Below are 26,918 nucleotides of genomic sequence, written 5' to 3'. Positions count from 1 at the left end.
TCGCCAGCTTCGGCTCGGCAAGCCTGACCTGAAGAAGGCTGCCGCGACGAAGCCGGAGGGCGAAGCCGGGCACGCTCGGCAGATTGCCCAAACCCCTGAAAATTGCCGGTTGATGGGCGTTTTTCGGGGTTTCGCCGCTCCAAAAACTGGTTTAAGACCCACCCCGCGCGCGAGGGAGACCCCGCGCTCTCGCCAAATGGGGACGCGCGGCAAGCGCGCCCTTTTTTTGTGCCCAGATCCCAGCCCGTGAGCGGTGATGCCCAAACGAACCGACATCTCGACCATCCTGATCATCGGCGCCGGTCCCATCGTGATCGGCCAGGCCTGCGAGTTCGATTATTCGGGCACGCAGGCGGTGAAGACGCTGAAGGAAGAGGGCTATCGCATCGTCCTCGTCAATTCGAACCCGGCCACCATCATGACCGATCCCGAATTGGCCGATGCGACCTATATCGAGCCGATCACGCCCGAGATCGTCGCCAAGATCATCGAGAAGGAACGTCACGTCATTCCCGGCGGCTTCGCGTTGCTGCCGACCATGGGCGGTCAGACCGCGCTGAACTGCGCGCTGTCGCTGCGCAGACAGGGTACTCTGGAAAAGTTCGACGTCGAGATGATCGGCGCGACCGCTGATGCGATCGACAAGGCGGAGGACCGCCAGCTGTTCCGCGAGGCCATGACCAAAATCGGGCTCGAGACGCCGAAATCGCGGCTCGCCAATGCCTCCGAGCTGAAGAAGTCGTTCCGCGACAAGTATCAGGCCGCGCGCGCAAAAGCTTCGGGCGCCGAGCTCGAAGAGCTCGACCGGCAATGGGTGCTGGGCGAGAGCGAGCGCCGCAAACGCTACCAGGAATATGCACTCGGACAGGCGATGATGGCGCTGTCCGAGATCGGCCTGCCCGCGATCATCCGCCCCTCCTTCACGATGGGCGGCACCGGCGGCGGCATCGCCTACAACAAGGAGGAATTCCTCGACATCATCGAGCGCGGGCTCGATGCATCTCCCACCAACGAAGTGCTGATCGAAGAATCCGTGCTCGGCTGGAAAGAGTACGAGATGGAGGTGGTGCGCGACAAGAACGACAATTGCATCATCGTCTGTTCAATCGAGAACCTCGACCCGATGGGCGTGCACACGGGCGATTCCATCACGGTGGCGCCGGCGCTGACGCTGACGGACAAGGAATACCAGATCATGCGCGACGCCTCGCTGGCGGTGTTGCGCGAGATCGGCGTCGAGACCGGCGGCTCCAACGTGCAGTTCGGCGTCAATCCCGAGGACGGCCGCATGGTCGTCATCGAGATGAATCCGCGCGTGTCGCGCTCCTCGGCGCTGGCCTCGAAGGCCACCGGCTTTCCGATCGCCAAGGTCGCCGCCAAGCTCGCCGTCGGCTACACCCTGGACGAGATCGCCAACGACATCACGGGCGGCGCCACGCCTGCCTCGTTCGAGCCGACCATCGACTACGTCGTCACCAAGGTGCCGCGTTTTGCCTTCGAGAAATTCCCGGGCGCCTCGACCACGCTGACCACGTCGATGAAGTCGGTCGGCGAAGTCATGGCGATCGGCCGTACCTTCCAGGAGAGCCTGCAGAAGGCGCTGCGCGGGCTCGAAACCGGATTGACCGGCCTCGACGAGATCGAGATCGAGGGCCTCGGTCGCGACGACGACAAGAACGCGATCCGCGCCGCGCTCGGCACGCCGACGCCGAACCGCATTCTCCAGGTCGCCCAGGCCATGCGGCTCGGCTGGTCGAACGAGGACATCTTCAAGTCCTGCAAGATCGATCCGTGGTTCCTCGGCGAGATGCGCGGCATCGTGGACATGGAGGAGAAGGTCAGGAAGAAGGGCCTGCCCAACAACGCCTTCGGGATGCGCACGCTCAAGGCCATGGGTTTTTCCGACGCGCGACTCGCAGTGCTCGCCGAGACCACGGAAGCCGAGGTGACGGCGAAGCGCCACGCGCTCGGCGTTCGCCCGGTCTACAAGCGCATCGACACCTGCGCGGCCGAGTTCGCCTCGCCGACCGCCTACATGTATTCGACTTACGAAGCGCCGTTCGCGGGTGCGCTGGCGGACGAAAGCACCCCGTCGGACAAGAAGAAGGTCATCATTCTCGGCGGCGGACCGAACCGCATCGGCCAGGGCATCGAGTTCGACTATTGCTGCTGTCACGCCTGCTTTGCACTGCACGACGCGGGCTACGAATCGATCATGGTGAACTGCAATCCGGAGACGGTGTCGACCGACTACGACACCGCCGACCGGCTCTATTTCGAGCCGCTCACCGCTGAGGACGTGCTGGAGATCATCGCCAAGGAGCGCAGCAAGGGCACGCTGCACGGCGTGATCGTGCAGTTTGGCGGCCAGACGCCGCTGAAGCTGGCACGCGCGCTGGAAGCCGCTGAAGTGCCGATCCTCGGCACATCGCCGGATGCCATCGATCTTGCCGAGGACCGCGACCGATTCAAGCGCGTGCTCGACAAGCTCCGCCTCAAGCAGCCGAAGAACGGCATTGCTTATTCGGTCGAACAGGCACGGCTGGTTTCAGCCGATCTCGGCCTGCCGCTGGTGGTGCGCCCATCCTACGTGCTCGGCGGCCGCGCCATGCAGATCATCCGCGAGGAGAACCAGCTCAACGACTATCTGCTCGGCACGCTGCCGGAGCTGGTGCCGGCCGACGTCAAGGCGCGCTATCCGAACGACAAGACGGGGCAGATCAACACCGTGCTTGGCAAGAACCCGCTGCTGTTCGACCGTTATCTGTCAGACGCGACCGAGATCGACGTCGACTGCCTCTGCGACGGCAAGGATACCTTCATCGTCGGCATCATGGAGCACATCGAGGAAGCCGGCATCCATTCCGGCGACAGCGCCTGCTCGCTGCCGCCGCACTCGCTCGAGCCTGACATGATCGAGGAGCTGGAGCGGCAGACCCGCGAGCTCGCACTCGGCCTCGACGTCGTCGGCTTGATGAACGTGCAATACGCCATCAAAGACGGCGAGATCTACGTGCTCGAGGTCAATCCGCGCGCTTCGCGCACCGTGCCGTTCGTTGCCAAGGTGATCGGTACGCCAGTCGCCAAGATCGCCGCGCGCATCATGGCGGGCGAGAAGCTCGCCGACTTCAAGCTGAAGAAGGCGAAGCTCAATCACGTCGGCGTCAAGGAATCGGTGTTTCCGTTCGCGCGCTTCCCCGGGGTCGACACGGTGCTTGGGCCCGAGATGCGCTCGACCGGCGAGGTCATGGGCATCGACCGCTCGTTCGCGGTGGCCTTCGCCAAGAGCCAGCTCGGCGGCGGCACGCGGGTCCCGCGCAAGGGCACGGTGTTCGTCTCGGTGCGCGAAAGCGACAAGACGCGCATTGCCGAGGCAGTTCGCGAATTGCATTCGCTCGGCTTCAAGGTGCTGGCGACCTCGGGCACTCAGCGCTTCCTGACCGACCAGGGCATCCCGACCGAGAAGGTGAACAAGGTGCTGGAAGGGCGGCCGCACATCGTCGATGCCATTACCAATGGCGACGTCCAGCTCGTCTTCAACACCACCGAAGGCCCGCAGGCACTGGCCGACAGCCGTTCGCTGCGGCGCGCGGCCCTCTTGCATAAAGTGCCGTATTACACCACTCTTTCCGGGGCCGTGGCGGCCGCGCAGGGCATCCGCGCCTATCTGGGCGGGGACCTTGAGGTTCGTACCCTGCAGAGCTACTTTTCGGAAACCTGATTGCTGGCGGCAGCGAAGTTTCCGCTAAGTAATTGGCAATGAACCCACAATGGCCAGAGGAACTGTCCGGCCATGTGGTAGTTCTGTTCCGGCGCCAGACCCACATGAGATCCCGGTGGGTGCGTGTTCAGCCCCGGGGAGCACCGACGAATCAAGGTTGTCGCGCCCTTCGTTTTCTGGGGGCGCGCAGCTGAAGGACGAGAGAAAAGATGGAAAAGGTTCCGATGACCCAGGCCGGCTTTGTCGCGCTCGGGGAAGAATTGAAGAGGCGTCAGTCGGAGGACCGTCCGCGGATCATCGAGCATATCGCGGAGGCGCGCTCGCACGGAGACCTGTCGGAGAACGCGGAGTATCATGCCGCGAAAGAAGAGCAGTCCCATAATGAAGGCCGCATCGCCGAGCTCGAGGACAAGCTTGCGCGCGCCGACATCATAGACATCTCCAAGCTTTCCGGAGACACCATCAAGTTCGGCGCCACCGTGACGCTGGTCGACGAGGACACCGAGAAGAAGACGGTGTGGCAGATCGTCGGCGAGGTCGAGGCCGACGCCAAGAAGGGCCGCATCTCCATCACCTCGCCGCTCGCGCGCGCGCTGATCGGCAAGAAGAAGGGCGCCTCGGTCGAGGTCAACACGCCCGGCGGTGCCAAGGCGTATGAGATCACCAAGGTGGAGTGGCGGTAGGATTGGCCGCAGCGCTGACATTTTGAAAAAGGCCGCGCGTTGCGCGGCCTTTTTGTTTCGGTATGCCTGATGCATGTGACGAAGCACGCTTTCACCGCGCGTCACTGCGAGCGGTGTTGATACATCAGCGTCCACGTTTTCGTGTCCCGAACACGCTGCAACGCGTAGCGTTGCTGCGCGGAGCCGGCCCCAGAGAGGCAACGCAAGTACACACGGCGAGATCGGCCCCGGCTCAGCGACACACCAGTGCGTGCTGCGCTGCGTCCGGAGCACGAGAGCGGAGCGCGATCACCGCCGTCGCTTCACCTCCAGCGGCACGGCCGCCTCGTACTTCGAATTGTGCAGCACCAATGACGTGCGCACGTTGCGCACGTGGGGCGCCGCTGTCAGATGCGTGACGAAATCCTGGAAGGTAGCCATGTCGGGTGCGACACATTTCAGGATGAAATCGACCTCGCCCGATAGCATCCAGCATTCGCGCACCAAGGGCTCGGCGCGGACGAAGTCCTCGAAGGCGCGCAAATCAGCTTCCGCCTGGCTGGACAGATGCACGGCGGCGAACACGGTGACGTCGAAGCCCAGCTTGCGGGCGTCCAGGAGGCCGCGATAGCCGTGGATGTAGCCCTCCTCCTCCAGCGCCCGGACGCGGCGCAGGCAGGGCGGCGGCGAGATGCCGACGCGCTTGGCCAGCTCGACATTCGTGATTCGACCGTCAGCCTGAATCTCGGCGAGAATTTTAAGGTCGATCTCGTCTAGGTTCCGCGACACGTGATTGGAACTCCTGGCATTTGCGGAGGTATCGGGTGGATTTGTCGAAATCCTCATAGCCCAATCCGCGCGCTAAGCGCAATTTTATTGCGCGCGCAGCACAATCGACTTTTGTTCCGTGTTGGAAAAATCCGCCGTGAGGGAATGCAATTCTTGCATAGCTCACCAGAAGGCTTAGATTAGCTCTGATATTTCAGCGCCTGCGCTAGGCCTCCCGGCACTTTCCGCGTCCGCGCTGCAAATCCCCCGTGAAAGGCGTCCATCGAAATGTCCGCTCCTGTTCATGCAAAGGTCGTCATTATCGGCTCGGGCCCCGCCGGCTATACGGCGGCGATCTACGCGGCGCGTGCGATGCTCGAGCCGGTCCTGATCCAGGGTCTCCAGACGGGCGGTCAGCTCACCATCACCACCGACGTCGAGAACTATCCAGGCTTCGCCGACGTGATCCAGGGCCCCTGGCTGATGGAGCAGATGGAGAAGCAGGCACTCCATGTCGGCACCAGGATCGTCTCCGACCTCGTTACCAGGCTGGAGACGGCACAGCGACCGTTCCGCCTCACCTGCGACAGCGGCGACGTCTATCTCGCCGACGCCGTGATCCTCGCCACCGGCGCGCAAGCGCGCTGGCTCGGGCTGCCGTCCGAGGCGAAGTTCCAGGGTGGCGGCGTATCGGCTTGCGCCACCTGCGACGGCTTCTTCTATCGTGGCAAGGAAGTCATCGTGGTGGGCGGCGGCAACACCGCGGTCGAGGAAGCCCTTTATCTGACCAACCATGCCTCGCAGGTCACCATCGTGCACCGTCGCGACCATTTCCGCGCCGAGCGCATCCTGCAGGAGCGGCTGTTCAAGCATCCCAAGATCAAGGTGATCTGGGACTCGGCCGTCGACGAGATCTGCGGCACTGAGAACCCCAACAAAGTCACCCATGTCCGGCTCAAGAACGTCAAGACCGGCGCGCTGACTGACGTGAAGGCCGACGGCGTCTTCATCGCCATCGGCCACGCTCCGGCGACCGAACTCGTCAAGGATCAGGTCAAGCTCAAACCGTCGGGCTATGTCGAGGTCGCCCCGAACTCGACTGCCACCTCGGTGCCCGGCCTGTTCGCCGCCGGCGACGTCGCCGACGAGACTTATCGCCAGGCCGTGACGGCCGCCGGCCTCGGCTGCATGGCCGCACTCGAAGCCGAACGTTTCTTGGCCCTGCGCGCCAGCGAGCGCGCGGCAGCGGAATAGAATCATGCCTCGATCACGCGACGGATTTACGGATATGGACTGGGACAAGCTGAAGGTGTTTCACGCGGCGGCGGAGGCGGGCAGCTTCACGCATGCGGGAGAGCAGCTCGGCCTGTCGCAATCTGCGGTGTCGCGCCAGGTCTCGGCGCTGGAGCAGGAGCTCTCGGTCTCGCTGTTCCACCGCCACGCCCGCGGCCTGATCCTCACCGAGCAGGGCGACCTGCTCTTCCGCACCGCGCACGACGTGTTCATGCAGTTGCAGGCGGCGCGCGCGAAACTCACCGACAGCCGCGAGCGGCCGAGCGGTGACCTCAAGATCACCACCACGCCTGGCGTCGGCATCAACTGGCTGATCCCGCGGCTCGGCGAGTTCACCGGGCTCTATCCCGAGATCCGCATCTCGCTGATCGTCACCGACGAGGAGCTCGATCTGTCGATGCGCGAGGCCGACGTCGCGATCCGCACCCGCAAGCCGACGCAGCCGGACCTGATCCAGCGCAAGCTGTTCGCGATGGGCTTCCACGCCTATTGCTCGCCGGAATACATCAAGCGCTTCGGCACGCCGCGGACGCTCGAGGAGCTCGACTCCCATCGCATCATCACGCTCAGCGACGGCAACTTCGCGCCGCATCTGCAGAACCGCAACTGGCTGGTTGAAGCGGGCCGCAATGGCTCGGGTCCGCGCGAGGCCTATTTCAGGGTGAACAACATCCTCGGTCTCGTGCGCGCGTGTCAGCAGGGCCTCGGCATCGCCGCGCTGCCGGACTATCTGGTCGAGGAACAGAGCAAACTCGTGCAGCTGTTCGGCGAGTCGGATTCGATCCAGCTCGACACCTACTTTGTCTATCCCGAGGAATTGAAGACGGTCGCACGCGTGCAGGTGTTCCGCGATTTCGTGGTGAGCAAGGCACAGCGCTGGCCGTCGTGATTTCCGCATGACTGACATGCGGCCTCGGCTGTTGCTGCAGGGCACTCGGCAAGCCCATAATGTTTACACGCTGAGCCTTCGCGTCGCGCATTTGTCCCCCTCCTCCAGTGGCGCGGGAGTTCAGTAATCCCTCTTGGAAGGTGATTGTGTCGGCCTCACGTGGCCAATACCTAAGCCGGGCCTTCGGGTCCGGCTTTTTTTCGTCAAAGTGTCGCTTCGCCCTCCGCGTGTATTGACAGTTCCACGCATACCCAGCATCATCTGGACATGATCACGAAGTCGTGCGCATCCGTTTCGAAAAAAGGCCCCCATTCGGGGACCTCGGAATGTTGCGCGCACTAGGCTGACTTCGTCGTCGCTGCAATCCCGAAAACCCCGCCGCCTGGACGGGGTTTTTTCATGTGCCCTCCGTCTCAGGCATTTTTCCCGAGAAGGAGATGGAACATGACCGGTCTTGAAGATCATTTGCACGGGCTTTGGCTGCCGCTGGTGACGCCGTTTCAGGGCGGCGCGCTCGACGAAAGATCGCTGCGGCGGCTGACGCGGCACTACAGCGCGCAGGCGGTCGACGGCTTCATCCTCGGCGCGACCTCCGGCGAGGGCATGACACTTCGCGAGGCCGAGTTCGAACGTCTAGTCGCCACCGTGCGCGAGGAGATGGCGGCAAGCGGCCGCACCTTGCCGGTCTGCCTCGGGCTGTCGGGGGCGGATACTTCGCGGCTGAAAGAGCGCCTCGACGAGACCGCGGACTGGCCGATCGACGGCTACCTGATCGCAAGCCCCTATTATGTGCGGCCGTCGCAGCGCGGGCTGCTTGCGCATTTCGAGGCGCTCGCCGATCACGCCGCCTGGCCGATCGCGCTCTACAACATCCCATATCGCTGCGCGGTCAGCATCACCAACCAGACGCTGCTGCGGCTGGCCGAGCACAGGAACATCGTCGGGCTGAAGGATTGCGGCGCGAGCCGCGAGCAATCGATCGCGCTTCTGCGCGACCGGCCGAAGGATTTCCGCGTCCTCACCGGCGAGGACGCGAATTATTTCGAGGCGCTCTGTGACGGCGCCGACGGCGGCATCGTGCTCTCGGCGCATGTCGAGACCGCGACGTTCGCGTCCATCGATGCCGAGCTGAAGCGCGGCGACCATGACGCCGCGCAGGCGCGCTGGCAGGAGGTCGCCGAGCTGACGCGGCTGTTGTTCGCCGAGCCGAGCCCTGCCCCGGCAAAGTACTGGCTGTGGCGATGCGGCCTGATCGACAGCCCCGAAGTGCGCCTGCCGATGGTGGAGGTGAGCAGCGAGCTCGCGGCGTCGATCGACCGCGAGATCGAGCGGCGGACGAAGGTCGCGGCGTAAAGCGGTTGTCTCACGCCGCTCGCATGTCATTCCGGGGCGCGACGAAGCCGCGAGCCCGGAATGACGGTGGGGAGAGACGGCGCAGCGTGCCGCGTGGTTAACCGCACCCCAACGGCGTCCGCGTCCACCGCATGGCGCATCCACGTCTCGTTTACGTGATCGCCCCTATCGTTTTGAAGAGAGCCTTCCAAAGGGGGAATGACCATGAGGCATCGCATCCAGCCTACGGCTGCGCGGCAATTCGCGCCGGCCGATCTCCTGCAGGGAATTCTGGTGGTGTCGTCGTTCGGGTTCTGGGCGGTGATGCTCGGCCTGATCCCGGTGCTGCTGTTTCGAGTCTGGCAAGTCGGCTGAAGCCCGCCGGAATAGTTAACCCGTGGTAGCGGCTGTCTCCAAATGCGCTGCGATCGGCGATCCGGAATTTTAAAACATCGAGGCTAACACGGACGTCCATAAGCGAAGAAATCGCGGAGGCGTTTGTGAATAGTCAGAATGAAATGGCGTCGCATTACGACGCCGGACAGCAGGGCTTCACCACCGAGGACATTCTCTGGGCCACCGGCATCTGGTCGGTGATCCTCACGTTGTCGCCGGTCATCGTGTTCTACATGCTGATGGTGGCGTAGCGCCATCAAATCCCCAGCGATGCGCTGGCGCCTGCGCGCCGTCCCGGCGATGACGTGTCAGCAGAAACGCAAAACGCGCGGCTCGTCCGCGCGTTTCTCGTCCGGGGAAATGAACAATGAAACTTAAGCAGCCTGCTTGTGCATTGCGCCGGAAGCCGACGCCGTGCCGCGAATAGCCTTCACCGAACGCTCGATCGCCGCCCACAGCCTTGCAATCTCCTGGGCCGCACGGCTCTCGGCCTGATACTCGCGCGCGCCTTCGCCGTGGCTCAGCGCCATCAGCAGGTCGGAACGATTGGTGATCTGGCCGCCCCACACCGGCGCACGGAATTTCGCCAGCGCCTCGCGGGCGATGGTGACGATCGGGCTTTCGGCGTCGTCACGCTTGGCCGGAGCTCCGTTGAGCACGACCGCGTAGGGTTTGCGCGCGGCGCGGCACATCTGGATGGTTTCCTGCACCGCGTTGACGTCGAACACGCCGGGACGCGCCGGAATGATCACCATCGTGGCATTGCGGATCGCGTCGTCGACGACGGCCGACAGGTTCGGCGGCGTGTCGATCAACACCCATTCGAAACCGTCGCGCTTGGCAGCGGAGACGATGCCGCTGACGGAGTTCACGGCAGCCTTGATCGGCGGCTCGTTGGTGCCACGCAGCTTGTGCCACAGCGTGAGCGAGCCCTGCGGATCGGCATCCACGAGCATGACCTGCTTGCTTGCCTTGATCTGCGCGGCAAGATGTGCAGCCAGGGTACTCTTGCCCGAGCCGCCCTTACGCGATGCAAAAACAATAACGTTCATACCTTCGGCCTCCAGATTGACCCCAGGCCGCGAAAATGAATCAGCGCGCTGATTCGTGAAAGATAAATTTATCGCGAGCTGCGCTCAGGCCATGAAATAACAATGCGCACTGGCTTTTGAGTCACACTAACCAGTGTGACGTCACACACGAACGGCAACGAAGCGCTTCACGCGCAAGCAATCGTGCGTTTTTTGAGCAGAGACGGGCCAAGTCGGAGCGCAACCTAACCGCGCAAACCTGCGGGCGACTCTTTTCCGTCAGGCGCGCGCCCGTAATTGCCGCAGGTCTGCGCGCCGTTGCGAGAACAAACAGAGTCCGGAAGCTGTCGCGGAGCTTATGCAGCTCCCCACGCGGGGGCGAACACATGCACGCTGCGGCAGCTGGGCGCACGCCACGTCTTCGAGCCGGCGCTTGCGCGCCTCCTTGCCTCGCGCTCAGCCCTGGCTGGCTTTCTTCTTCGGCGCCGGCTTGGCGCTCTTCTTCGCGGCCTTGGGCGCGATCTGGGTCGGCTTGCCGGCGCGGAGCTGGCGCGGCTCGGGGCCCGGGCGGAAGAACACCCGGCATTGCGGCGACAGCTGCGCCTTCTTCTTGATCATGCAGGCGGTGATGGCATCGACGTTCGGAATGAACTCGTTGCACAGCCGCATCGCATCCGGCGTGCAGGCCTGCTGCTCCTCCTGGGTGTAGGCGAAGCCGGCGCGCGGCAGGGCCAGGACGGCCAGGGCAAGCGAGAAGCTTGCGACGGCCAAGGAGGTCTTGAAGCGAAACGCCGGCATTGATTCCCCCACATGTCGAACAGGCGGGAATAGTGGGTGAACGACGGTTCGTTGGCAACCGAGGGGGCATGCGAAAGGTCGGAGCTGTGCGGTCTCGGCAACAGGGGCGGTGGACTGGCGTTCAGGGTTCCTGGCCCCTCCCGCACAGAATGCGAAAACAACCCCATGCACAGTAGCCAAATGGCTGCAAACGCTCGCCCTCCCCATTCTTAGGATTTTTCGAAGCCGAATTTGACTTGTCGGGCAAAACAGGGGCATGATGGCACCATCAAAAATCGCGTGGGTGGTCGGCTCGTTCTCCTGCGCTGGGTCAAAAGCTGAGCGGGCATGGAGGCGATCGCATGGATGGGAATGAGGCGGAGCTGCCGCTCGCGGGCGTGACGGTGGTGTCGCTGGAGCAGGCGATCGCGGCGCCGCTGGCCAGCCGGCACCTGGCGGATTGGGGCGCGCGGGTGATCAAGATCGAGCGGCCCGGCAGCGGCGACTTCTGCCGCGACTACGATCACGTGATGAACGGCATGTCGAGCCAGTTCGTCTGGACCAACCGCTCCAAGGAAAGCCTCGCCATCGACATCAAGAGCCCCGAGGGGCGCAAGGTCCTCGACGCCCTGCTGCCGCGGGCCGACGTGTTCATCCAGAACCTTGCGCCGGGAGCGGCGGAGCGGCTCGGCCTCGATGCGGCATCGCTGCTGCGCAGGCATCCGCGCCTGATCGCCTGCGACGTCTCGGGCTATGGCACCGGCGGTCCCTACAGCGACAAGAAGGCCTATGACCTGCTGGTGCAGTGCGAGGCCGGCGTGCTCGCCATCAACGGCACCGAGGCGGAGCCTGCGAAGGTCGGGCTCTCCGTGGTCGACATCGCCACCGGCATGTACATCCTCAACGGCGTGCTGATGGCGCTCTTCCGCCGCGAGCGCACCGGCAAGGGCACCGCCTTCCAGGCCTCGCTGTTCGATTCCATCACGGACTGGATGAGCTATCCCGCGTTCTACACCGAGAGCACCGGCCGGCCGCTGCCGCGCACCGGGGCGAAGCATGCGACGATCGCGCCCTACGGCCCGTTCCGCGTCGGCGACGGCAACACCATCTTCTTCGGCATCCAGAACGACCGGGAATGGCGCTCGTTGTGCCGCATCGTGCTTGGCGATGCCGCACTTGCCGACGACCCGCGCTTCCGCATCAATCCGCTGCGCATGCAGAACCGCGACGAATTGCAGGCGCATATCGAGCAGCGCTTCGCGTCGATGACGAGCGAAGAGGTGCTGCGGCTGCTGGACGAAGCCGCGATCGCGAATGCGCATCTCAACTCGGTCGAGGCCTTCCTGAAGCACGAGCAGTTGCACGCGCGCGGGCGCGTGAGAAGCGTCGGCTCTCCCAACGGCCCCCTGATGAGCTTCCTGCCCGCGCTCACCCTTCCCGGCGTGACGCCGCGGATGGACCCGGTGCCCGATGTCGGCGAGCACAACGCGGCCATCCTCGCTGAACTCGGCCTGGCCAGGGAGACGTGACGGTGGCTGTGCTGCGGCCGAGCCGGGCCTATCTGGCTGTTCCCGCCCATCGCGCCCGCCTCGTCGCCAAGGCGGCGGCGTCAAGCGCGGATGCGGTGTTCATGGATCTCGAGGATGCCGTGCCGCCCGCCGAGAAGGGCGCTGCGCTTGCGGAAGCCGCCGGCGCGCTGTCCTCGCTCGACTGGGGCAGCAAGCACGTTACGGTCAGGCTCAACGTGGTCGACAGCCCGTTCATCGCAAACGAGATCCGCGCGCTGGCGGCGCTGCCGCGGCTGGATGCGGTGATCGTGCCGAAGGCGGAGCGCGCCGGCGACATCGCCGCCATCGCCGGCCAGTTGCGCGCGGCGGCGCCGGATCGCGCCGAACCCGTCGCGCTGGAATTGCTGATCGAGACCGCGCTCGGCCTCGTCAATGTCGACGCGCTCGCCGCCGCGCACTCGAGCGTGGCGTCACTGCATCTCGGCGTCGGCGACTTCGCGGCCTCGCTCGGCGCCCGCACCTCCGACGTCGGCATCTCGCCGGACGGCTATCGCCACGTCGGGTCGGCGCAAAGCGGCTACGCCTCCGCGCCGCTCGACCTGTTCGCCTATCCCATGATGCGCCTCTTGGTGGCCGCGCGCGCCTTCGGCCTGCGCGCCATCGACGGCCCCTGCGGCGCGTTCCGCGATACCAGGCTGACCGAGGCCAGCGCGCAGAAGGCCGCTGCGATGGGCTTCGACGGCAAGCAGGTGATCCACCCCGACCAGATCGCGCCGACGCTGCGCGCGTTCACGCCGTCGGCCGAGGAGCTGGCCCAGGCGCGGCGGGTGGTCGAGGCGATGGAGAGCGCGGAGGCGAACGGCCAGGGCGCGGTGACGCTCGACGGCAAGATGATCGACTATGCCAATGTGCGGATGGCGCGACGGATCATCGCGCTGGGGTCTTGAGCGCGCATGGCCACCTTGCTGATCGTCGCGCCGGTGTTCGCGCTGATCGCGGCCGGCTATGCCTCGGTGCTGTTTCGCTTCGTCTCGGAGAGCGCGCACAAGGGCATCAGCGAATTCGCCTTCAGCATCGCGATCCCTGCGCTTCTGTTCCGCACCATCGTCGTCTCGGAATTCCCCGATGTCAGTCCTTACCGGATGTGGGGCGCCTATTACGGCGCGCTCGCCATCACCTGGATCGCGGCGATGGCGGTCTCGGCGCTGCTGCGCCGCCAGCGCGGCGGCAGCGAGGACGGCGTCGTGTGCGCGATCGGCTCGGTCTACGGCAACATCGTGATGCTCGGCATTCCGCTCGTGCTCTCCGCGCTCGGCAACGAGGCGGCGGGCCCGATGGCGCTGATCCTGTCGGTGAACACGCCGCTGCTCTGGCTGTGCGGCACGCTGCAGATGGAGTTCGTCAGCCGCAGGCAGGCGGGCTCGCCGCTCGCGATCGTCTGGCCCGTGATCGCAGACCTCGCGCGCAACCCCTTGATGCTGGCGATCGGCTTCGGCGTGATCTGGCGCTTCACCGGCCTCGGCCTCACCCCGGTCGTCGACCGCACCATCGAGCTGCTGGCGCAGGCGGGCGCGCCGACGGCGCTGATCGCGCTCGGCATCAACCTGTTCCGCTTCGAGGTGAAGGGCGAGAAGCCGAGCATTCTGGTGATGTGCGCGCTGAAGCTGGCGGCCATGCCGGTGGCGGCGTTCGTGCTGGCCAGACTGCTCGACCTGCCGCCGATCGCCGCCGGCGTCATCGTGCTGTTCGCGGCGATGCCGACCGGCGCGAATGCGTACATTTTTGCCGTGCAGTATCAGCGGCTGGTAAATCCGGTGTCGGGCGCGGTGGCGCTCGGGACGCTGCTGGCGGCGGTGACATTGCCGGTGGTGGTGTGGGTGGTGACGGGGGTGAGGTAGGGGGCGTGCCGATTGCCGACACCGCTATGCGACAGCCTGGCCCGCGCGCCAGGCCATCTCCCAGAAGTCTGCCTCGAGACGGGTGGCTTCCTTGAAGATCGCAATCAGCTCGGCCTCGCGGGCCGGCGTGGCGTAGAGATCGGCGAGATGCTCCATATGCGCCCGCGCCCTGGCAGCGACCTCCTGGTACGGCGCGCCGGCATATTCGGCGATCCAGACGCGATAGCCGTTGCTCAGCGCGTCGGCAGCGGGGTGCGAGGCGAGCCGCGTCGCGATCTCCGCGTACCCGATCACGCAAGGCGCAAGCGCGACCTTGAGCGCCAGCAGATCGCCGCGCATTCCCGCATCCAGCACGTAGCGCGTATAGGCCAGCATCTCGGCCGCCGGAGGGGCCTGTTCAAGGTCGCTCGGGGACAGGCCCCATTCGGCACAGAGCTTCACATGCAGGTTCATCTCGACATCAAGGATGGCCGAGAGGCCGCTAGCTGCTTCACGCATGTCGGCAAGCCTGGGGGACTTGTAGACCGCGAGCGCGTAGGCGCGAGCAAACTCGATGAGGAACAGATAGTCCTGAACGAGGTAGTGACGAAACGCAGCTTCCGGGAGCGAGCCGTCCGCCAATCCATTCGTGAAGGGATGCTCGGTGTAGGCCCGCCACTCAGCGGACGCGGCTGTCTTGAGACGCTCGAAAAAACCCACGATCTCTTCCGCCTGCTTGCTTGTCCATCAAACGTCATTGGCTCGCTACCGATAGCGCATTGCGAACGGAGGAGCTACGGTGGCGGCGGACAAAGCCGGCTTTGAGCAACGTTGCGGATAGGCCCCGCTTCGAGCCGCACCGATCGCTGGGCATCAACCTGCCCCGCTTCGCGGCGAAGTGCGAGCTGAGCATCTTGGCGATGTGCGCGCTGAAGCTGCCGGAGGTGCGGGTCGGGTTCGAGTTCGCAAGACTGCTCGACCTGCCGCCTATCGGTGTGTCAGGCGCGTGGTGCTGCAACACTGGCGGCGGTGACGTTGCCCGTGGTGGTGTGGGTGGTGACGCGGTGCGGCGTCGAAGGCTTAGGCGGCGACGCCTCACGGCCTCGCCGCGCCCAATCAGCAATCAGCGCAGACCCAGGAACGAGAGCACCGCGGCGATCACGACGACAAGCCCGATGATATAGATAATACCGTTCACAGTTCAGCTCCCTCAGCGTTGTCAGTCCTGCCTCAGCTAGAAACACCTGGGATCATGAAAAGGTTCGCGGTGCGTCCCGCCGTTTTCTTCCAGAACCGGGGAACGAAAACGAACGATCCCGCTTCGGGGCGCCGGCGCCACTCGATCATTTTGCCTTTGCACGCAAAGGTGGTTAGACTGGCCGGATACGTGTTGCAGGGAGGGTAACATGGGACAGCGCGAAGACATGCTCGCAGTGATCAGGGCTCGCAGCCTTTCATCCCGAGGGCTTGTTCACCTTGATGGGCCACAAGAATGCACTCGAACTGACAGGTAGCATGCAGGGGCACCCAACCCTGCGCGGGGTTTTCAATCAGTTGATTGAGGACTTCGGCTTTGAAGGTCGCGAAACGGACCAGTTCGAGAAACAGTACTACGACCTTTTGATAGCTCCACAATTCGCAGCCATAAAGGAGAATGAAACAGTTGACGATGCGGTCGCGCGCACGGTCGCGGAGATCGATCGAGCGTTCGTTCACATCGAAGCCCAATGCGAACGTAGACAACATGAGTCGTTGTCAAAACTGAAGAGTGCGTTTCTAGACTATTTATGGGCGCGATGCGACTTCCAAGCGAGCGTATTCATAGTCCAAAAGGCGGACTGGGCCCGAGCGCTCTTCTTAGATTTAGCCCCTGAGTATAGATGGGTCCTTGCTGATCTCGCGCTGAAGCAACGATTTATGCTCGCCAAGTACCCGATCGATGAGCAAGAAGCAGACCTGCTGGATCCTCTTGAAACCGAGACTACAAATTCGAGATGATGGCTCTCAGCGTGATTGAGCCTCGCAACTCATCTGGGCAATATCCCATCGAATACTGGAAATCGCTGGTACAGTTGGGTGGGCTCGAACCACCGACCTCCTGTTCCACAGACAGGCGCTCTAACCAACTGAGCTACAACTGCATCCTGGCGAGCCGCGCCTCAGGACGCCCTTCAGAGGGCCGGTGCCGAGGGGGCTGGACGGGGCGGAAACTAGGTGCAACGGGGGTTTTTGGCAAGGCCGCAAAACCCGATATTTGCCCGTCACTGCTGCGAGAAAACGAGTGGATCGGCGGGGCGTCGTTCACCTCTCCCCGGCGGGAAGAGGTCGGGTCGCTCGGCGCGCGCATGCGGGGCGGAGCGCGGTCCAACGCGAGAGCGGATCCCCTCACCCGGATCGCGCCGGACGATGCTTCGCATCGCCGGGGGGCGATCCGACCTCTCCCTTTGGGAGACGGAGCGCCGGGCGCGGTCGAGTGCACCATTTCAAAAAGAAAACCCGGGCGTTTCGGCCCGGGTTTCCATTGTTTGGCATGATCTGATCGGAAAACCGCTACACACTTTTCCGGATCATGCCGTTCAAACCGGCCCCGGCGCTCAGGCGGCGGGCGGATAATACTTGGAGGCGCTGGCCTTGATCGGCTCGGCCGTCTCGGCGGCGACGCGCTGGGTGAGCTCGGCCAGCTCCTTGGCCTGGGACTGGTAGGTCTCGAGCTGCTTGCGGGCGTGGCCGGTCCACAGCTCCATCGCTTCGGTCGGCGACTTGGCGCCGAACAGCTGCTGGGCGAAGTCGAGCTGGGCGCTGGAATTGGCCTTCATGAACTCGACCAGCTTGGCGGTGTATTCGCTCGCGCCCCTGGACGCGCAGGTGAACACGGCCTCGACGGTGCCGTTGTGGGTTTCGGCGGCGTCCTTGAACTTGGCGTAGTTCTCGCGGGCCTGCGACACGCCCTTTTCGGCGAACGCACGCATCTGCTCGGGAACCTCGAACGGGATGATCGAGGCAGAAAACGGATCAGTCGCACCTGTCATGTTGGTCCCTCACGCTAATTGAAAAATGGAGTGAGCCTTCTGGCGCGCCCGCCGGCCCCGACCGTGGGCCCTCGCATTCAGCGGGTACGAAAGACTGGAAACGCGAAACGAATGAGATGGCTCGCCCAGCGCCCAGCACTATGGCTGCCTATCATGTCAACATTGTGCATTGCAACGCGGCAGACGGGTGCGTTGCGGAAATTTAATCTAGGTAAGGGTGAGGTTCCGGTATGGGGGGACCGGGGGTTGAGGGCGGCGCGGGACATGCTCCATCGCCCTCATTCCGAGGCCGGAGCGAAGCGACGGAGCCATGGTGCGCAATTGCGCACCTGAGAATCCATCGGCCGCAGAGCAAGAGGATGGATGGATTTCCGGGTTCGCGCCGCGCGCGCGCCGGAATGACGGCGGAGCCGGCCCCGCGAATCCCTTGGATGCCGCATCGCTGCGGCTTGCGGGCCTGGCACCATTAAGGTTATCGGCGCTTGGGGGGCGTTTTCGGGCCCGGCGGCCGTGGACCTGCCCGCAGCCGCGGGCGATACTAACTCTTTCTTAAGGCTGTCATTCCGGCAGCCGCCACAGCATGCGCGAGTGACAAGCCGGCCCGATGATTCGTTCGGATTTCCAGTTGCGAGGTGTGGGCGATCCGCGGCTGGCCGTGCATGCGACCTCACCGCTGGCCACCTGGCTGTGGTCGACCGACGGCGCGCGCGTGCTGTGGGCCAATCCGGTCGGCGCAAAACTGTTCGGCGCGGCCAACAGCGCCGCCCTCGCCGACAGGGTGTTCGGCCCCGCCGACAGCCATCGCCGCCAGATCGCCCGTCTCGCGCGCCAGCTGCCGGCAGGCGGGAGCGTGCGGCTCGAACGGCTGCGTGGCTTCGGCGCCCGGCTCGGCACGCTGATGACCTGCGCCTGCGCCCGGCTCGATTTCGCCGACGGCAGTCACGCCGTGCTCGTCACCGCGATAGACCCGGCGCTGCGCACCATGCCGCTGGTCGAGCGGCTGCATCGGCTGGTCGCGGGCGCCAAGGTGCCGATGGCGGCGTTCGCGCCGGACGGATTGTTCGTCGGCGCGAGCGAGGCCGCCCGCACCCTGCTCGGCTTCCGCGACCTGTTCGAGGCCGGCCTCGAACGGGCCCGCAGCGACGCGCTGCGCGAAGGCCGCGCCGCGACGCAGATCGGCATCGGCCAGATGGTGCTGCAGCGGGTCGGCCGAGGCGCCGATATCGGCCTGGTCGCGCTGATCGAGCCGGCCGCCAACCCGGCCGCGGCGCGCGATGCCGCGCCCGCGGCGGCACCGGACGTCGCGCACAGCCAGCCGGCCCAGCCCTCGCACGAGATTGCGCCGGCCGCGCCCTCCGCCGCTGCGCCGGAGCCCCCGCCTGCTCCGTCCGCCGAGGCGCCGTCGGACATCGCACTGTTCGACGCCTTCGCCGAGCCGGAGGACATAGCGGCGCCGGCGGAGACGATCGCGCACGCGCAGCCGGACAGCGAGGCGGCAGCGCCTGTCGCATCCGCCGCGCCCGAGGCCCCGGTTGAAAACATTCCGATCGAAAGCACTTCGACCGAAAACACTCCGGTTGAAAACCGCAGCGCGGCCATCGTGTCGCCGCAGGGCGAGTCGATCACCGGCGGCATGGTCGAGCCTTCCTCGGGCAAGCCGTCTTCGGGCCAGCAAGAGCCGCCCGCACCGCGTCAGCATCCGCTGCGCTTCCTCTGGCAGATGGATGCGGAGGGCCGCTTTGTGCTTCTCTCCGACGAATTCATCGGCCTGATCGGCCCGCGCACGGCCGCCGGCTTCGGCCGGCCCTGGCGCGAGATCGCGGCCGACTTCGCGCTCGATCCCGACGGGCGCGTCGCACAGGCGCTGCAAAGCCAGGACACCTGGGCCGGCATCACGGTGAGCTGGCCGGCCGACGGCGGCGAGCGCCTGCCGGTCGAGCTCGCGGGCCTGCCGGTCTACGACGAGATGCGCAACTTCGCCGGCTTCAGGGGCTTTGGCGTCTGCCGCGATCTCGATGCGCTCAACCGGCTCGAGGCGCTTCGCCGTTTCGAGCGGCTCGCCGCGGCGCCGACGCAACATGGCCTCTCCGCCGATGTCGCCGGGCCCGCGACCGAGACCGAGACCGAAGCCGAGCCTCACATGAAGCCCGAAGCGGCGGCGGCGCCTCCGCCGATCAAGCCGGCCGAGCCCGAGCCGACATCCGGGCCTGAAGCACCAGAGACTGAAGCACCAGAGCCTGAACTGCCAAAGCCTGAACTGCCAGAGCCCACAAGCGACGCGACTTCACACCCAACCGATCTGGACACGCACGTGGAAACGCCTCCCAATGTCGTGCCGTTCCGCCCTCCCGGCGATACGCGCGCCCCGACGCTGACGCCGGTCGAGAACAGCGCGTTCAACGAGCTCGCGCGGCAATTGTCCGAGCGGCTCGAACGCGAGCGCGAGACGATCGCAGCCGACGCATCCGAGCCGGCGGCGGAGATCGCAGCCGAGCCAGCGGCACCGGAGCCGGAGGCGCCGCAGGCCGCCGCCGAATGGCTGAGCGAGCCGGCACCGCCGCCGCGCGGCACCAGCACGCGCGACCGCACGCTGCTCGACCTGTTGCCATCAGGCATCCTGATCTATCGGCTCGACCGCCTGCTCTACGCCAACCCGGCCTTCCTCGCGCGCATGGGCTATGCCAGCGTCAGCGCGCTGGAGAATGCCGGCGGGCTCGATGCGCTCTATGTCGAGCCGGGCGTGTCGTCCGCCAGCAGCACCTCGCAAGCCGGCACGCCGGTGACGATCAGCGCGACGGTCGCGACCGGCGAAGCGCCGCTGGCGACGACGGACGCGCATCTGCATGCGATCGACTGGGACGGCGAGAGCGCGCATGCGCTGATCTGCGCGCTGCCGCAGCCGACGCCGATCGTCGCGGAGAGCGTCGTCACCGAGGCCGTCGTTGCCGAGTCCATCGTCGCAGAGATCGCCGAGCCCGCAGCCGGCGAAGCCGAGGCCGAGGATCTCGCCGCCATCCTCGACACCACGGCCGAGGGCATCGTGATGTTCGATGCCGAAGGCAACATCCACGCCTGCAACCGCAGCGCCGAGGCGCTGTTCGGCTACGACGGCGAGGCGCTGCTGCAGCAGAACCTGATGACGCTGTTCGCGCCGGAGAGCCAGCAGGTCGTCGCCGATTATCTGCAAAGCCTGAAGAGCCAGGACATTGCGAGCCTGCTCGACCACGGCCGCGAGGTGCTGGGCCGCGAGAAGAAGGGCGGCGCCATTCCGCTCGCGATGATCATGGGCCGGACGCGCCCGGACGGGCCGAACTTCTTCGCGGTGTTCCGCGACCTCTCGCAGGCCAAGAAGGGCGAGAGCGAGCTGACGCAGGCCCGCCGCCTCGTCGACGGCGCGGCGAATGCCAAGGCCGACATGCTGGCGCGGATCAGCCACGAGATCCGCACGCCGCTCAACGCCATCATCGGCTTCGCCGAGGTGATGATCTCGGAGCGCTTCGGCACGCTCGGCAACGAGCGCTACGGCGAATACATGAAGGACATCCGCGCCTCCGGCGAGCGCGTCATCGCCATCATCGACGACCTGCTGGAGCTGTCGCGGATCGAGACCGGCCAGCTCGACCTGAACTTCGCCGACCTCAATCTCAACGATCTGGTCGAGGCTTGCGTCACCGTGATGCAGCCGCAGGCCAACCGCGAGCGCATCATCATCCGCACCTCGCTCGCGCATGCGCTGCCGCAGGTGAGCGCGGATGCGCGCGCGATGCGGCAGATCACCATGAACCTGATCTCGAACTCGATCCGGCTCGCCAGCGCGGGCGGCCAGGTCATCGTCTCGACCGCGCTGACCGACCGCGGCGAGATCGCGCTGCGCATCCGCGACACCGGCCACGGCCTCAGCGAGCGCGAGGTCGCCGCCGCGATGGAGCCGTTCCGCACACCGCCGCCCGGCGACGCCGCCGACAGCTCGGCGCTGAGCCTGTCGCTGACCAAGGCGCTGGTCGAAGCCAACCGCGCCCGCTTCAACATCAAGAACGCAGGCCACGGCACGCTGATCGAGGTGGTGTTCGCGCCGGTGCTGGCGAAGGCCTAGCAATCCAGGCTGTGCCGCGAAGCGATTCCTGATTGCTTCGCTGCGCGCGAAACGACGAAGGGCACGGCTCGCGCCGTGCCCTTCTGCATTCGGACCGCTCGCGTGGTCTCAGTGATAGATCTCGAACAGGCCGGCGCCGCCCTGGCCGCCGCCGATGCACATCGTCACCACGCCCCACTTCGCCTTGCGGCGGGCGCCTTCCTGCAGCAGGTGGCCGGTGAGACGGGCGCCGGTCATGCCGAAGGGATGGCCGATCGCGATCGAGCCGCCGTTGACGTTGTACTTGGCGGGATCGATGCCGAGCTTGTCGCGGCAATACAGGCACTGGCTGGCGAAGGCTTCGTTGAGCTCCCACAGATCGATGTCGTCGATCTTGAGGCCGGTGCGCTTGAGCAGCTTCGGAATCGCGAACACCGGTCCGATGCCCATCTCGTCGGGCTCGCAGCCGGCGGTCGCCCACGCGACGAAGCGGCCGAGCGGCTTGAGGCCGCGCTTCTCCGCGTCCTTGGCTTCCATCAGCACCACGGCGGCGGCGCCGTCCGAGAGCTGGCTGGCATTGCCGGCGGTGACGTACTTGCCGGGCCCCTTCACCGGCTCGAGCTTGGCGAGACCTTCCAGCGTGGTGTCGGGACGGTTGCACTCGTCGCGATCGACGACGTAGTCGACGATGCTCTCCGCCTTGGTCTGCTTGTCGACCACCTTCATCTTCGTCTTCATCGGGACGATCTCGTCCTTGAACTTGCCGGCCTGCTGCGCCGAGGCCATGCGGCGCTGCGATTCCAGCGAGAACTCGTCCTGGTATTCGCGGCTGAGCTTGTAGCGCTCGGCGACGATGTCGGCGGTGTCGATCATGGCCATGAAGATGTCGGGGGCGACCTTGAGCAGCTCCGGATCGATCGATTCCTTCGGCGTGGCGCCGCCCGGAATCGAGATGCTCTCGACGCCGCCGGCGACGATGCAGTCGGCGCCGTCCGAGCGGATCGAATTGGCGGCCATGGCGATGGTCTGCAGGCCCGAGGAGCAGAAGCGGTTCACCGAGACGCCGGCGGTGGTCTTCGGCAGGCCGGCGAGCAGCGCGGCCTGGCGGCCGATGTTCGGCGCGCCATGGGCGCAATTGCCGAGATAGCAATCCTCGACATAGTCCTTCTCGACGCCGGCGCGGTCCACCGCGTGATGAATGGCGTGCGCCGCGAGCGACATCGGCGGCGTGATGTTGAACCCGCCGCGGCCGGATTTTGCAAGGCCCGTGCGCGCATAGGAAACGATGACGGCTTCACGCATGTGTTTCTCCCTGTCGAACCATCTTGAACTGAGCGTCCTGACGCTATTGGTACACAAAGTTGGGCGGCCGCGGGAAAGAAAAACGCCATCCGGTCGCCCGCGGCTGTTTCCGCAGGTCGGAATATCCGCACGCTGTCGGATTCCGCGCTCTGGACTCGAACTCCGACCAGGAGGCGGCACTATCGCGGAGCGAATGCTTACGCCGACGCCTTCGAAGGCGGATTGTCCAGCAGGCCGAACAGCCACTCGACGCCGGCATCCATCATCGCGACCTTCGGAACGATGGCACGAAGTTGAAAGCTTCGCATCGGCAACGGTGAATCGATGCCGAGCAAACCAAAGCGGGCGCCGTGAACATCGAGAAGCCCCTTAGGCAGGGCGGCGATCAGATCGCTTTCAGCGACAACCGCCATCAAGAGCATGAAACTCGGCACGGTCATCGCGACGCGGCGGGATAGCCCTTTGCTGGCAAGGACGTCATCGACGTAAGCGCGCGTATCGCCGGCCGGGGACACGATGGCGTGCTGCATCTCGCAATAACGCTTCAGCGTCGGTTCTGCCGCGAAGGAATGGCCACGACGGACGGCGATCTGGAACCTGTCTTCAAAAACGATCTTGGACACGTAGCGCGCTGGAACGTCGTCGATCGGAACCACAGCGATGTCGACTGTCCGCGCATCCAGCGCTGCAAAGGCTGCTTCGCGCAGCACGTATCGCAAAGCCATGTCGATGAAGGGAGCCTCGCGCTGAACGAGCTTCAGCAATGGAGGCATCATGACGGCTGCGATCGCATCGGGCGCGCCGACCGTGAAGCGGCGCCTCGAGCGAGCCGGATCGAACGGCTCCGCCGTCCCCACCACGCGCCGCGCACGTGCCAGGACGTCCGCAATGGCATCGGCGAGTTGGAGAGCGCGCTCTGTGGGCACGACGCCTTTCGGCGTCTTGAGAAACAAGGGGTCGTTGAACTGCTGCCTGAGCCGGCCAAGTCCATGGCTCACCGCCGAGGGCGTGACATGAAGACGAGCCGCAGCTCTGGCGACGTTCCCTTCGGCGAGCACGGCCTCGAAAACCGGAAGCAGGTTCAGGTCGACCCGATTCAGCTGAATGTCATTCATGATGTTCGTGAAATCATATCGGCAAACTGATTTTGGGACAACAGCGACCAACCTTCGTGCATCCCCCAAGAAACGCTGCACACGAAAACCAAATGTATTTTCAAACCCTTACGGAGAACTTCCATGTCTTTTGCCACCCACCTCCCGCCATGGCTCCTGCGCAGTGCAGCGGCCTCGATCCTCCTGTTGATGACCGGCAGCACCGGCGCTCATGCGGCCCGCGCGAACGGCACGATCGCCGGCAACGGCTTCAGCTCCACCATCCTGAAGGTCGTTTCCGAGAATGGAACGTCGTGGACCAAGATCGAGGGCAGCACCATCAGCCTGCCCGTCAAGGTCCACATCACAACGCCGTCGTACCCGATCGTGAACTACAAGGTGCGTCAGCTCGGCCATCCCGAGGGCATGTATTTCGTCAACGCGTCTCCCGACAAGAAGCACGACGACGAGGTGAACTTCTCGACCACCTATGAAGGCTCGACCGACTTCATGACGGCTGCAGAAAAGCAGGCCATCATTGCGACCTGCAACAAGAAGCTCAGCGAAGGAAAGGGCATTCGCGAAAGCCACAACACGTTCGGTTCGGTCGGCGTCGAGCTGATAGCCTCGTTCCTGATCCCGAGCAACGATGTCGGTCCGCTTCCTTCGGGCGGGCTGGGAACGCCGCACAAGCACACGGCCAACGTGGCCGTGCCGGTGAAATGCGAGGGCAAGCATGGCAAGGCCGACGACGTCGCCGCCAAGGAGCCGAACTTCAGCGTCAAGGACATCCACCTCCGCTTCATGACCTCCGCCGGCCATGTGACGAGTCCCAATCCCGGGGCGAAATGCCAGGTGACCCACGCCCGCGTCCGCGTCGGCACCAGCAAGGCCGGTGGAGTCAAGTTCAAGCTCTGGACCAAGATCGGTAACGAGCCGATGCAGAGCCAGTTCGTCGAGGCCTGGTCGTCGTTCGTTTCGCCGGGCAAGTACGAGGCGGTCTTCACCAAGAAGATCTCGGTGTCGAAGACGACCAGCGTGCAGGCGATGGCCGAGGACAAGACCAATCCGATCGGACAATCAACCGGATGGAAGCAGGTTTCGCTCGACTGCACCGGCGCCGGCGGCGGCGGCTTCGCCGACAGGCCCGGCACGGCCAATCCCTCGGACAAGCGACTGCCGTCGCGCGTTTTCCTCGGCGAAGCACAGCCGGTACCCAACGCTCCACCATCCCGGCCGAGAGTTGGCGAAGCCAGGCTTCCGCCAATGCCGCAGGCTAATGCGGCGAGAGCGAAGGATCGGTTTTATCCGTCGAAGCCGCACGTAAACTAACGGCCCATCGAGCGGCCGACCGATACCGCCGGGCGAACCTCTCGGATTGATGGAGGTTCGCCCGACCGGCGCAGGAAGGTCTCTCTGGAATGCAGCGGCGGCTCAGCACGAGCGCCTCGATGTGAGACCGCCTTCGAGCTGATCTTGCGAATGAAGCCTTCGAACCGCGACGAGAGTCCTGTGGAATCTCCGCACTCAGAACGTCAGCGCCTTGGCCTGCTTGACCTGCGGCAGGGCCTGCACCTTGGCGAGCAGGTCGGCCGGTACCGCGCCGTCGACCTCGACCAGCGCGATGGCATCGCTGCCGGGCGCGACGCGGCCAAGGTGGAAGGTCGCGATGTTGATCTTGGCGTCGCCGAGCAGGCTCGCGAACTTGCCGATGAAGCCCGGCTTGTCCTCGTTGGTGACGTAGATCATCGACTTGCCGAACTCGGCATCGACGCGGATGCCCTTGATGTCGACGAGGCGCGGCTTGCCGTCGGCATAGACGGTGCCCGAGACCGACCGCTCCTGCCGCTCGGTGGTGACGGCGACGGTGATCAGGCTCTCATAATCGCTCTGCGCGGCGCGCACGATCTCGTCCACCACCATGCCGCGCTCCTTGGCGACGACCGGGGCGGAGACGACGTTGACCTCGCCCAGCATCGGCCGCAGCAGGCCGGACAGCACGGCGGAGGTGATCGCCTTGATCTTCATCTCGGCGACATGGCCCTCGTAGGTGATCTCCACCTTGAGGATGCCGGTCTCGGTGAGCTGGCCCGCGAAGGAGCCGAGCTTCTCGGCGAGGGCGATGAACGGCTTCAGCTTCGGCGCTTCCTCGGCCGTGATCGAGGGGAAGTTCACGGCGTTCGAGATCGCGCCGGTGAGCAGGTAATCCGACATCTGCTCGGCGACCTGCAGCGCGACGTTCTCCTGCGCTTCCGTGGTGGACGCGCCGAGATGCGGCGTACAGATCACGTTCGGATGGCCGAACAGCACGTTCTTGGTCGCCGGCTCCTCGACGAAGACGTCGAAGGCGGCGCCGGCGATGTGCTTGGAATTGAGCGCATCGACCACCGCCTGCTCGTCGACGAGGCCGCCGCGGGCGCAATTGATCAGGCGAACGCCCTTCTTCATCTTGGCGATCGCGGCCGCGTCGATGATGTTCTTCGTCTTCTCGGTGAGCGGGGTGTGCAGCGTGATGAAATCGGCGCGCTTGAGGAGGTCGTCGAGCTCGACCTTCTCGACGCCGATGTCCTTGGCGCGCTCCGGCGAGAGGAAGGGATCGAACGCAATCACCTTCATCCGCAGGCCGAGCGCGCGGTCGGCGACGATCGAGCCGATGTTGCCGCAGCCGATGACACCGAGCACCTTGCCGGTGATCTCGACGCCCATGAAGCGGTTCTTCTCCCACTTGCCGGCCTGGGTCGAGGCGTCCGCCTGCGGAATCTCGCGGGCCAGCGCCAGCATCAGGGTGATGGCGTGCTCGGCCGTCGTGATCGAATTGCCGAACGGCGTGTTCATCACGATGATGCCCTTGGCCGTGGCCGCGGGAATCTCGACATTGTCGACGCCGATGCCGGCGCGGCCGATCACCTTCAGCTTCGTCGCCTTTTCGAGGATCTTGGCGGTCGCCTTGGTCGCCGAGCGGATCGCAAGGCCGTCGTAATTGCCGATGATCTCGGCCAGCTTGTCCTTGTCCTTGCCGAGGTTGGGCTGGAAGTCGACCTCGATGCCGCGGTCCTTGAAGATCTGAACGGCAGCGGGCGAGAGCGCGTCGGAAATGAGAACTTTGGGCTTGGTCATGGGGATGATCCCTTAGTGGGCGCGATATGCTGATGTCGTCACCCGCGGGG

21 protein-coding genes and 1 tRNA gene are annotated in these 26,918 nt (G+C 65.0%); 12 read left to right on the top strand and 10 right to left on the bottom strand.

All coding sequences use genetic code 11. From position 1 onward, the window contains the following. Nucleotides 1-256 precede the first annotated feature (256 nt). Entirely contained in the window at nucleotides 257-3,721 is a 3,465-nt protein-coding gene (carB, locus tag K408_RS0121770; RefSeq protein WP_024340381.1) for a carbamoyl-phosphate synthase large subunit, read from the top strand. Nucleotides 3,722-3,930: 209 nt separating this feature from the next. Further along, nucleotides 3,931-4,404 (top strand): transcription elongation factor GreA, encoded by a 474-nt coding sequence (gene greA, locus K408_RS0121765; RefSeq protein ID WP_024340382.1) that lies wholly within the window; start codon nucleotides 3,931-3,933, stop codon nucleotides 4,402-4,404. A gap of 288 nt (nucleotides 4,405-4,692) precedes the next feature. Here greA and K408_RS0121760 read toward each other — a convergent pair whose 3' ends face one another. Continuing rightward, the gene (locus K408_RS0121760; protein ID WP_024340383.1) at nucleotides 4,693-5,172 is read right to left on the bottom strand and encodes an Lrp/AsnC family transcriptional regulator; all 480 of its coding nucleotides are present in this window, start codon (nucleotides 5,170-5,172) and stop codon (nucleotides 4,693-4,695) included. 267 nt (nucleotides 5,173-5,439) lie between these two features. On the opposite strand from K408_RS0121760, the gene trxB reads away from it, so the two are divergent. The 5 genes from trxB to K408_RS42200 all read left to right on the top strand — a co-directional run bounded on the left by trxB (nucleotide 5,440) and on the right by K408_RS42200 (nucleotide 9,312). After that, nucleotides 5,440-6,405 carry a thioredoxin-disulfide reductase gene (gene trxB / locus K408_RS0121755; RefSeq protein WP_024340384.1) on the top strand — a complete coding sequence of 322 codons (966 nt, stop codon included), beginning with the start codon at nucleotides 5,440-5,442 and terminating at the stop codon, nucleotides 6,403-6,405. A gap of 4 nt (nucleotides 6,406-6,409) precedes the next feature. Beyond that, nucleotides 6,410-7,333: a LysR family transcriptional regulator gene (locus K408_RS0121750; RefSeq protein WP_024340385.1), complete on the top strand. Its 924-nt coding sequence runs from the start codon at nucleotides 6,410-6,412 to the stop codon at nucleotides 7,331-7,333. Between the two features lie 444 nt (nucleotides 7,334-7,777). Further along, complete coding sequence (locus tag K408_RS0121745) at nucleotides 7,778-8,686, top strand: 4-hydroxy-tetrahydrodipicolinate synthase family protein (protein ID WP_024340386.1); 909 nt, start codon at nucleotides 7,778-7,780, stop codon at nucleotides 8,684-8,686. A gap of 204 nt (nucleotides 8,687-8,890) precedes the next feature. Further along, the gene (locus tag K408_RS42830; protein WP_196232389.1) at nucleotides 8,891-9,040 is read left to right on the top strand and encodes a hypothetical protein; all 150 of its coding nucleotides are present in this window, start codon (nucleotides 8,891-8,893) and stop codon (nucleotides 9,038-9,040) included. A gap of 125 nt (nucleotides 9,041-9,165) precedes the next feature. Continuing rightward, nucleotides 9,166-9,312, top strand: coding sequence for a hypothetical protein (locus K408_RS42200; RefSeq protein WP_155248527.1), 147 nt, complete (start codon nucleotides 9,166-9,168; stop codon nucleotides 9,310-9,312). A 123-nt stretch (nucleotides 9,313-9,435) separates the two neighbouring features. Here K408_RS42200 and K408_RS0121730 read toward each other — a convergent pair whose 3' ends face one another. Together K408_RS0121730 and K408_RS0121725 are read right to left on the bottom strand one after the other, a co-directional pair. After that, a complete protein-coding gene (locus K408_RS0121730) occupies nucleotides 9,436-10,113 on the bottom strand; it encodes a ParA family protein (RefSeq protein WP_024340387.1) in 678 nt (225 codons plus the stop codon). A 435-nt stretch (nucleotides 10,114-10,548) separates the two neighbouring features. Further along, entirely contained in the window at nucleotides 10,549-10,890 is a 342-nt protein-coding gene (locus K408_RS0121725) for a hypothetical protein (protein ID WP_024340388.1), read from the bottom strand. Between the two features lie 341 nt (nucleotides 10,891-11,231). Between K408_RS0121725 and K408_RS0121720 the strand changes: the two genes are divergently transcribed. The 3 genes from K408_RS0121720 to K408_RS0121710 are packed head-to-tail and all read left to right on the top strand — an operon-like array spanning nucleotide 11,232 to nucleotide 14,275. Continuing rightward, complete coding sequence (locus K408_RS0121720) at nucleotides 11,232-12,398, top strand: CaiB/BaiF CoA transferase family protein (RefSeq protein ID WP_024340389.1); 1,167 nt, start codon at nucleotides 11,232-11,234, stop codon at nucleotides 12,396-12,398. A 2-nt stretch (nucleotides 12,399-12,400) separates the two neighbouring features. Further along, nucleotides 12,401-13,324 carry an HpcH/HpaI aldolase/citrate lyase family protein gene (locus K408_RS0121715; RefSeq protein ID WP_024340390.1) on the top strand — a complete coding sequence of 308 codons (924 nt, stop codon included), beginning with the start codon at nucleotides 12,401-12,403 and terminating at the stop codon, nucleotides 13,322-13,324. A gap of 6 nt (nucleotides 13,325-13,330) precedes the next feature. Next, nucleotides 13,331-14,275 (top strand): AEC family transporter, encoded by a 945-nt coding sequence (locus K408_RS0121710; protein WP_024340391.1) that lies wholly within the window; start codon nucleotides 13,331-13,333, stop codon nucleotides 14,273-14,275. Nucleotides 14,276-14,299: 24 nt separating this feature from the next. On the opposite strand, the gene tenA is transcribed toward K408_RS0121710, so the two are convergent. The 4 genes from tenA to K408_RS0121685 form a co-directional block, all read right to left on the bottom strand. Beyond that, nucleotides 14,300-14,974: a thiaminase II gene (gene tenA / locus K408_RS0121705; RefSeq protein ID WP_024340392.1), complete on the bottom strand. Its 675-nt coding sequence runs from the start codon at nucleotides 14,972-14,974 to the stop codon at nucleotides 14,300-14,302. A gap of 717 nt (nucleotides 14,975-15,691) precedes the next feature. Next, complete coding sequence (locus K408_RS42195; RefSeq protein WP_155248528.1) at nucleotides 15,692-16,000, bottom strand: hypothetical protein; 309 nt, start codon at nucleotides 15,998-16,000, stop codon at nucleotides 15,692-15,694. Nucleotides 16,001-16,318: 318 nt separating this feature from the next. Beyond that, nucleotides 16,319-16,395: transfer RNA gene (locus K408_RS0121690), tRNA-His, on the bottom strand. A 453-nt stretch (nucleotides 16,396-16,848) separates the two neighbouring features. Beyond that, nucleotides 16,849-17,283 carry a phasin gene (locus tag K408_RS0121685; RefSeq protein ID WP_024340395.1) on the bottom strand — a complete coding sequence of 145 codons (435 nt, stop codon included), beginning with the start codon at nucleotides 17,281-17,283 and terminating at the stop codon, nucleotides 16,849-16,851. 604 nt (nucleotides 17,284-17,887) lie between these two features. On the opposite strand from K408_RS0121685, the gene K408_RS0121680 reads away from it, so the two are divergent. Then, nucleotides 17,888-21,376 (top strand): PAS domain-containing sensor histidine kinase, encoded by a 3,489-nt coding sequence (locus tag K408_RS0121680; protein WP_024340396.1) that lies wholly within the window; start codon nucleotides 17,888-17,890, stop codon nucleotides 21,374-21,376. Nucleotides 21,377-21,484: 108 nt separating this feature from the next. Here K408_RS0121680 and K408_RS0121675 read toward each other — a convergent pair whose 3' ends face one another. Together K408_RS0121675 and K408_RS0121670 are read right to left on the bottom strand one after the other, a co-directional pair. Further along, entirely contained in the window at nucleotides 21,485-22,657 is a 1,173-nt protein-coding gene (locus tag K408_RS0121675; protein WP_024340397.1) for a thiolase family protein, read from the bottom strand. 197 nt (nucleotides 22,658-22,854) lie between these two features. Beyond that, a complete protein-coding gene (locus K408_RS0121670; RefSeq protein ID WP_024340398.1) occupies nucleotides 22,855-23,775 on the bottom strand; it encodes a LysR family transcriptional regulator in 921 nt (306 codons plus the stop codon). A gap of 120 nt (nucleotides 23,776-23,895) precedes the next feature. Between K408_RS0121670 and K408_RS0121665 the strand changes: the two genes are divergently transcribed. Continuing rightward, nucleotides 23,896-25,083 carry a hypothetical protein gene (locus tag K408_RS0121665; RefSeq protein ID WP_024340399.1) on the top strand — a complete coding sequence of 396 codons (1,188 nt, stop codon included), beginning with the start codon at nucleotides 23,896-23,898 and terminating at the stop codon, nucleotides 25,081-25,083. Nucleotides 25,084-25,278: 195 nt separating this feature from the next. Here K408_RS0121665 and serA read toward each other — a convergent pair whose 3' ends face one another. Continuing rightward, nucleotides 25,279-26,868, bottom strand: a complete 1,590-nt coding sequence (gene serA, locus K408_RS0121660) for a phosphoglycerate dehydrogenase (RefSeq protein ID WP_024340400.1) — start codon at nucleotides 26,866-26,868, stop codon at nucleotides 25,279-25,281. Nucleotides 26,869-26,918 lie beyond the last annotated feature (50 nt).

The sequence above is a fragment of the Bradyrhizobium sp. in8p8 genome (assembly GCF_000426845.1).
Lineage (GTDB): Bacteria > Pseudomonadota > Alphaproteobacteria > Rhizobiales > Xanthobacteraceae > Bradyrhizobium > Bradyrhizobium japonicum_C.
The sequence above is the reverse complement of the archived record's forward strand: the minus strand, read 5'-3'. Positions and strand labels throughout refer to the sequence as shown.

Bases quoted from the DNA above. Each gene is read 5' to 3' on its own strand.
- carB (WP_024340381.1), top strand. From the start codon at position 257: ATGCCCAAACGAACCGACATCTCGACCATCCTGATCATCGGCGCCGGT.
- greA (WP_024340382.1), top strand. From the start codon at position 3,931: ATGGAAAAGGTTCCGATGACCCAGGCCGGCTTTGTCGCGCTCGGGGAA.
- trxB (WP_024340384.1), top strand. From the start codon at position 5,440: ATGTCCGCTCCTGTTCATGCAAAGGTCGTCATTATCGGCTCGGGCCCC.
- K408_RS0121750 (WP_024340385.1), top strand. From the start codon at position 6,410: ATGCCTCGATCACGCGACGGATTTACGGATATGGACTGGGACAAGCTG.
- K408_RS0121745 (WP_024340386.1), top strand. From the start codon at position 7,778: ATGACCGGTCTTGAAGATCATTTGCACGGGCTTTGGCTGCCGCTGGTG.
- K408_RS42830 (WP_196232389.1), top strand. From the start codon at position 8,891: ATGAGGCATCGCATCCAGCCTACGGCTGCGCGGCAATTCGCGCCGGCC.
- K408_RS0121730 (WP_024340387.1), bottom strand. From the start codon at position 10,113: ATGAACGTTATTGTTTTTGCATCGCGTAAGGGCGGCTCGGGCAAGAGT.
- K408_RS0121725 (WP_024340388.1), bottom strand. From the start codon at position 10,890: ATGCCGGCGTTTCGCTTCAAGACCTCCTTGGCCGTCGCAAGCTTCTCG.
- K408_RS0121720 (WP_024340389.1), top strand. From the start codon at position 11,232: ATGGATGGGAATGAGGCGGAGCTGCCGCTCGCGGGCGTGACGGTGGTG.
- K408_RS0121710 (WP_024340391.1), top strand. From the start codon at position 13,331: ATGGCCACCTTGCTGATCGTCGCGCCGGTGTTCGCGCTGATCGCGGCC.
- K408_RS42195 (WP_155248528.1), bottom strand. From the start codon at position 16,000: ATGTTGTCTACGTTCGCATTGGGCTTCGATGTGAACGAACGCTCGATC.
- K408_RS0121685 (WP_024340395.1), bottom strand. From the start codon at position 17,283: ATGACAGGTGCGACTGATCCGTTTTCTGCCTCGATCATCCCGTTCGAG.
- K408_RS0121680 (WP_024340396.1), top strand. From the start codon at position 17,888: ATGATTCGTTCGGATTTCCAGTTGCGAGGTGTGGGCGATCCGCGGCTG.
- K408_RS0121675 (WP_024340397.1), bottom strand. From the start codon at position 22,657: ATGCGTGAAGCCGTCATCGTTTCCTATGCGCGCACGGGCCTTGCAAAA.
- K408_RS0121665 (WP_024340399.1), top strand. From the start codon at position 23,896: ATGTCTTTTGCCACCCACCTCCCGCCATGGCTCCTGCGCAGTGCAGCG.
- serA (WP_024340400.1), bottom strand. From the start codon at position 26,868: ATGACCAAGCCCAAAGTTCTCATTTCCGACGCGCTCTCGCCCGCTGCC.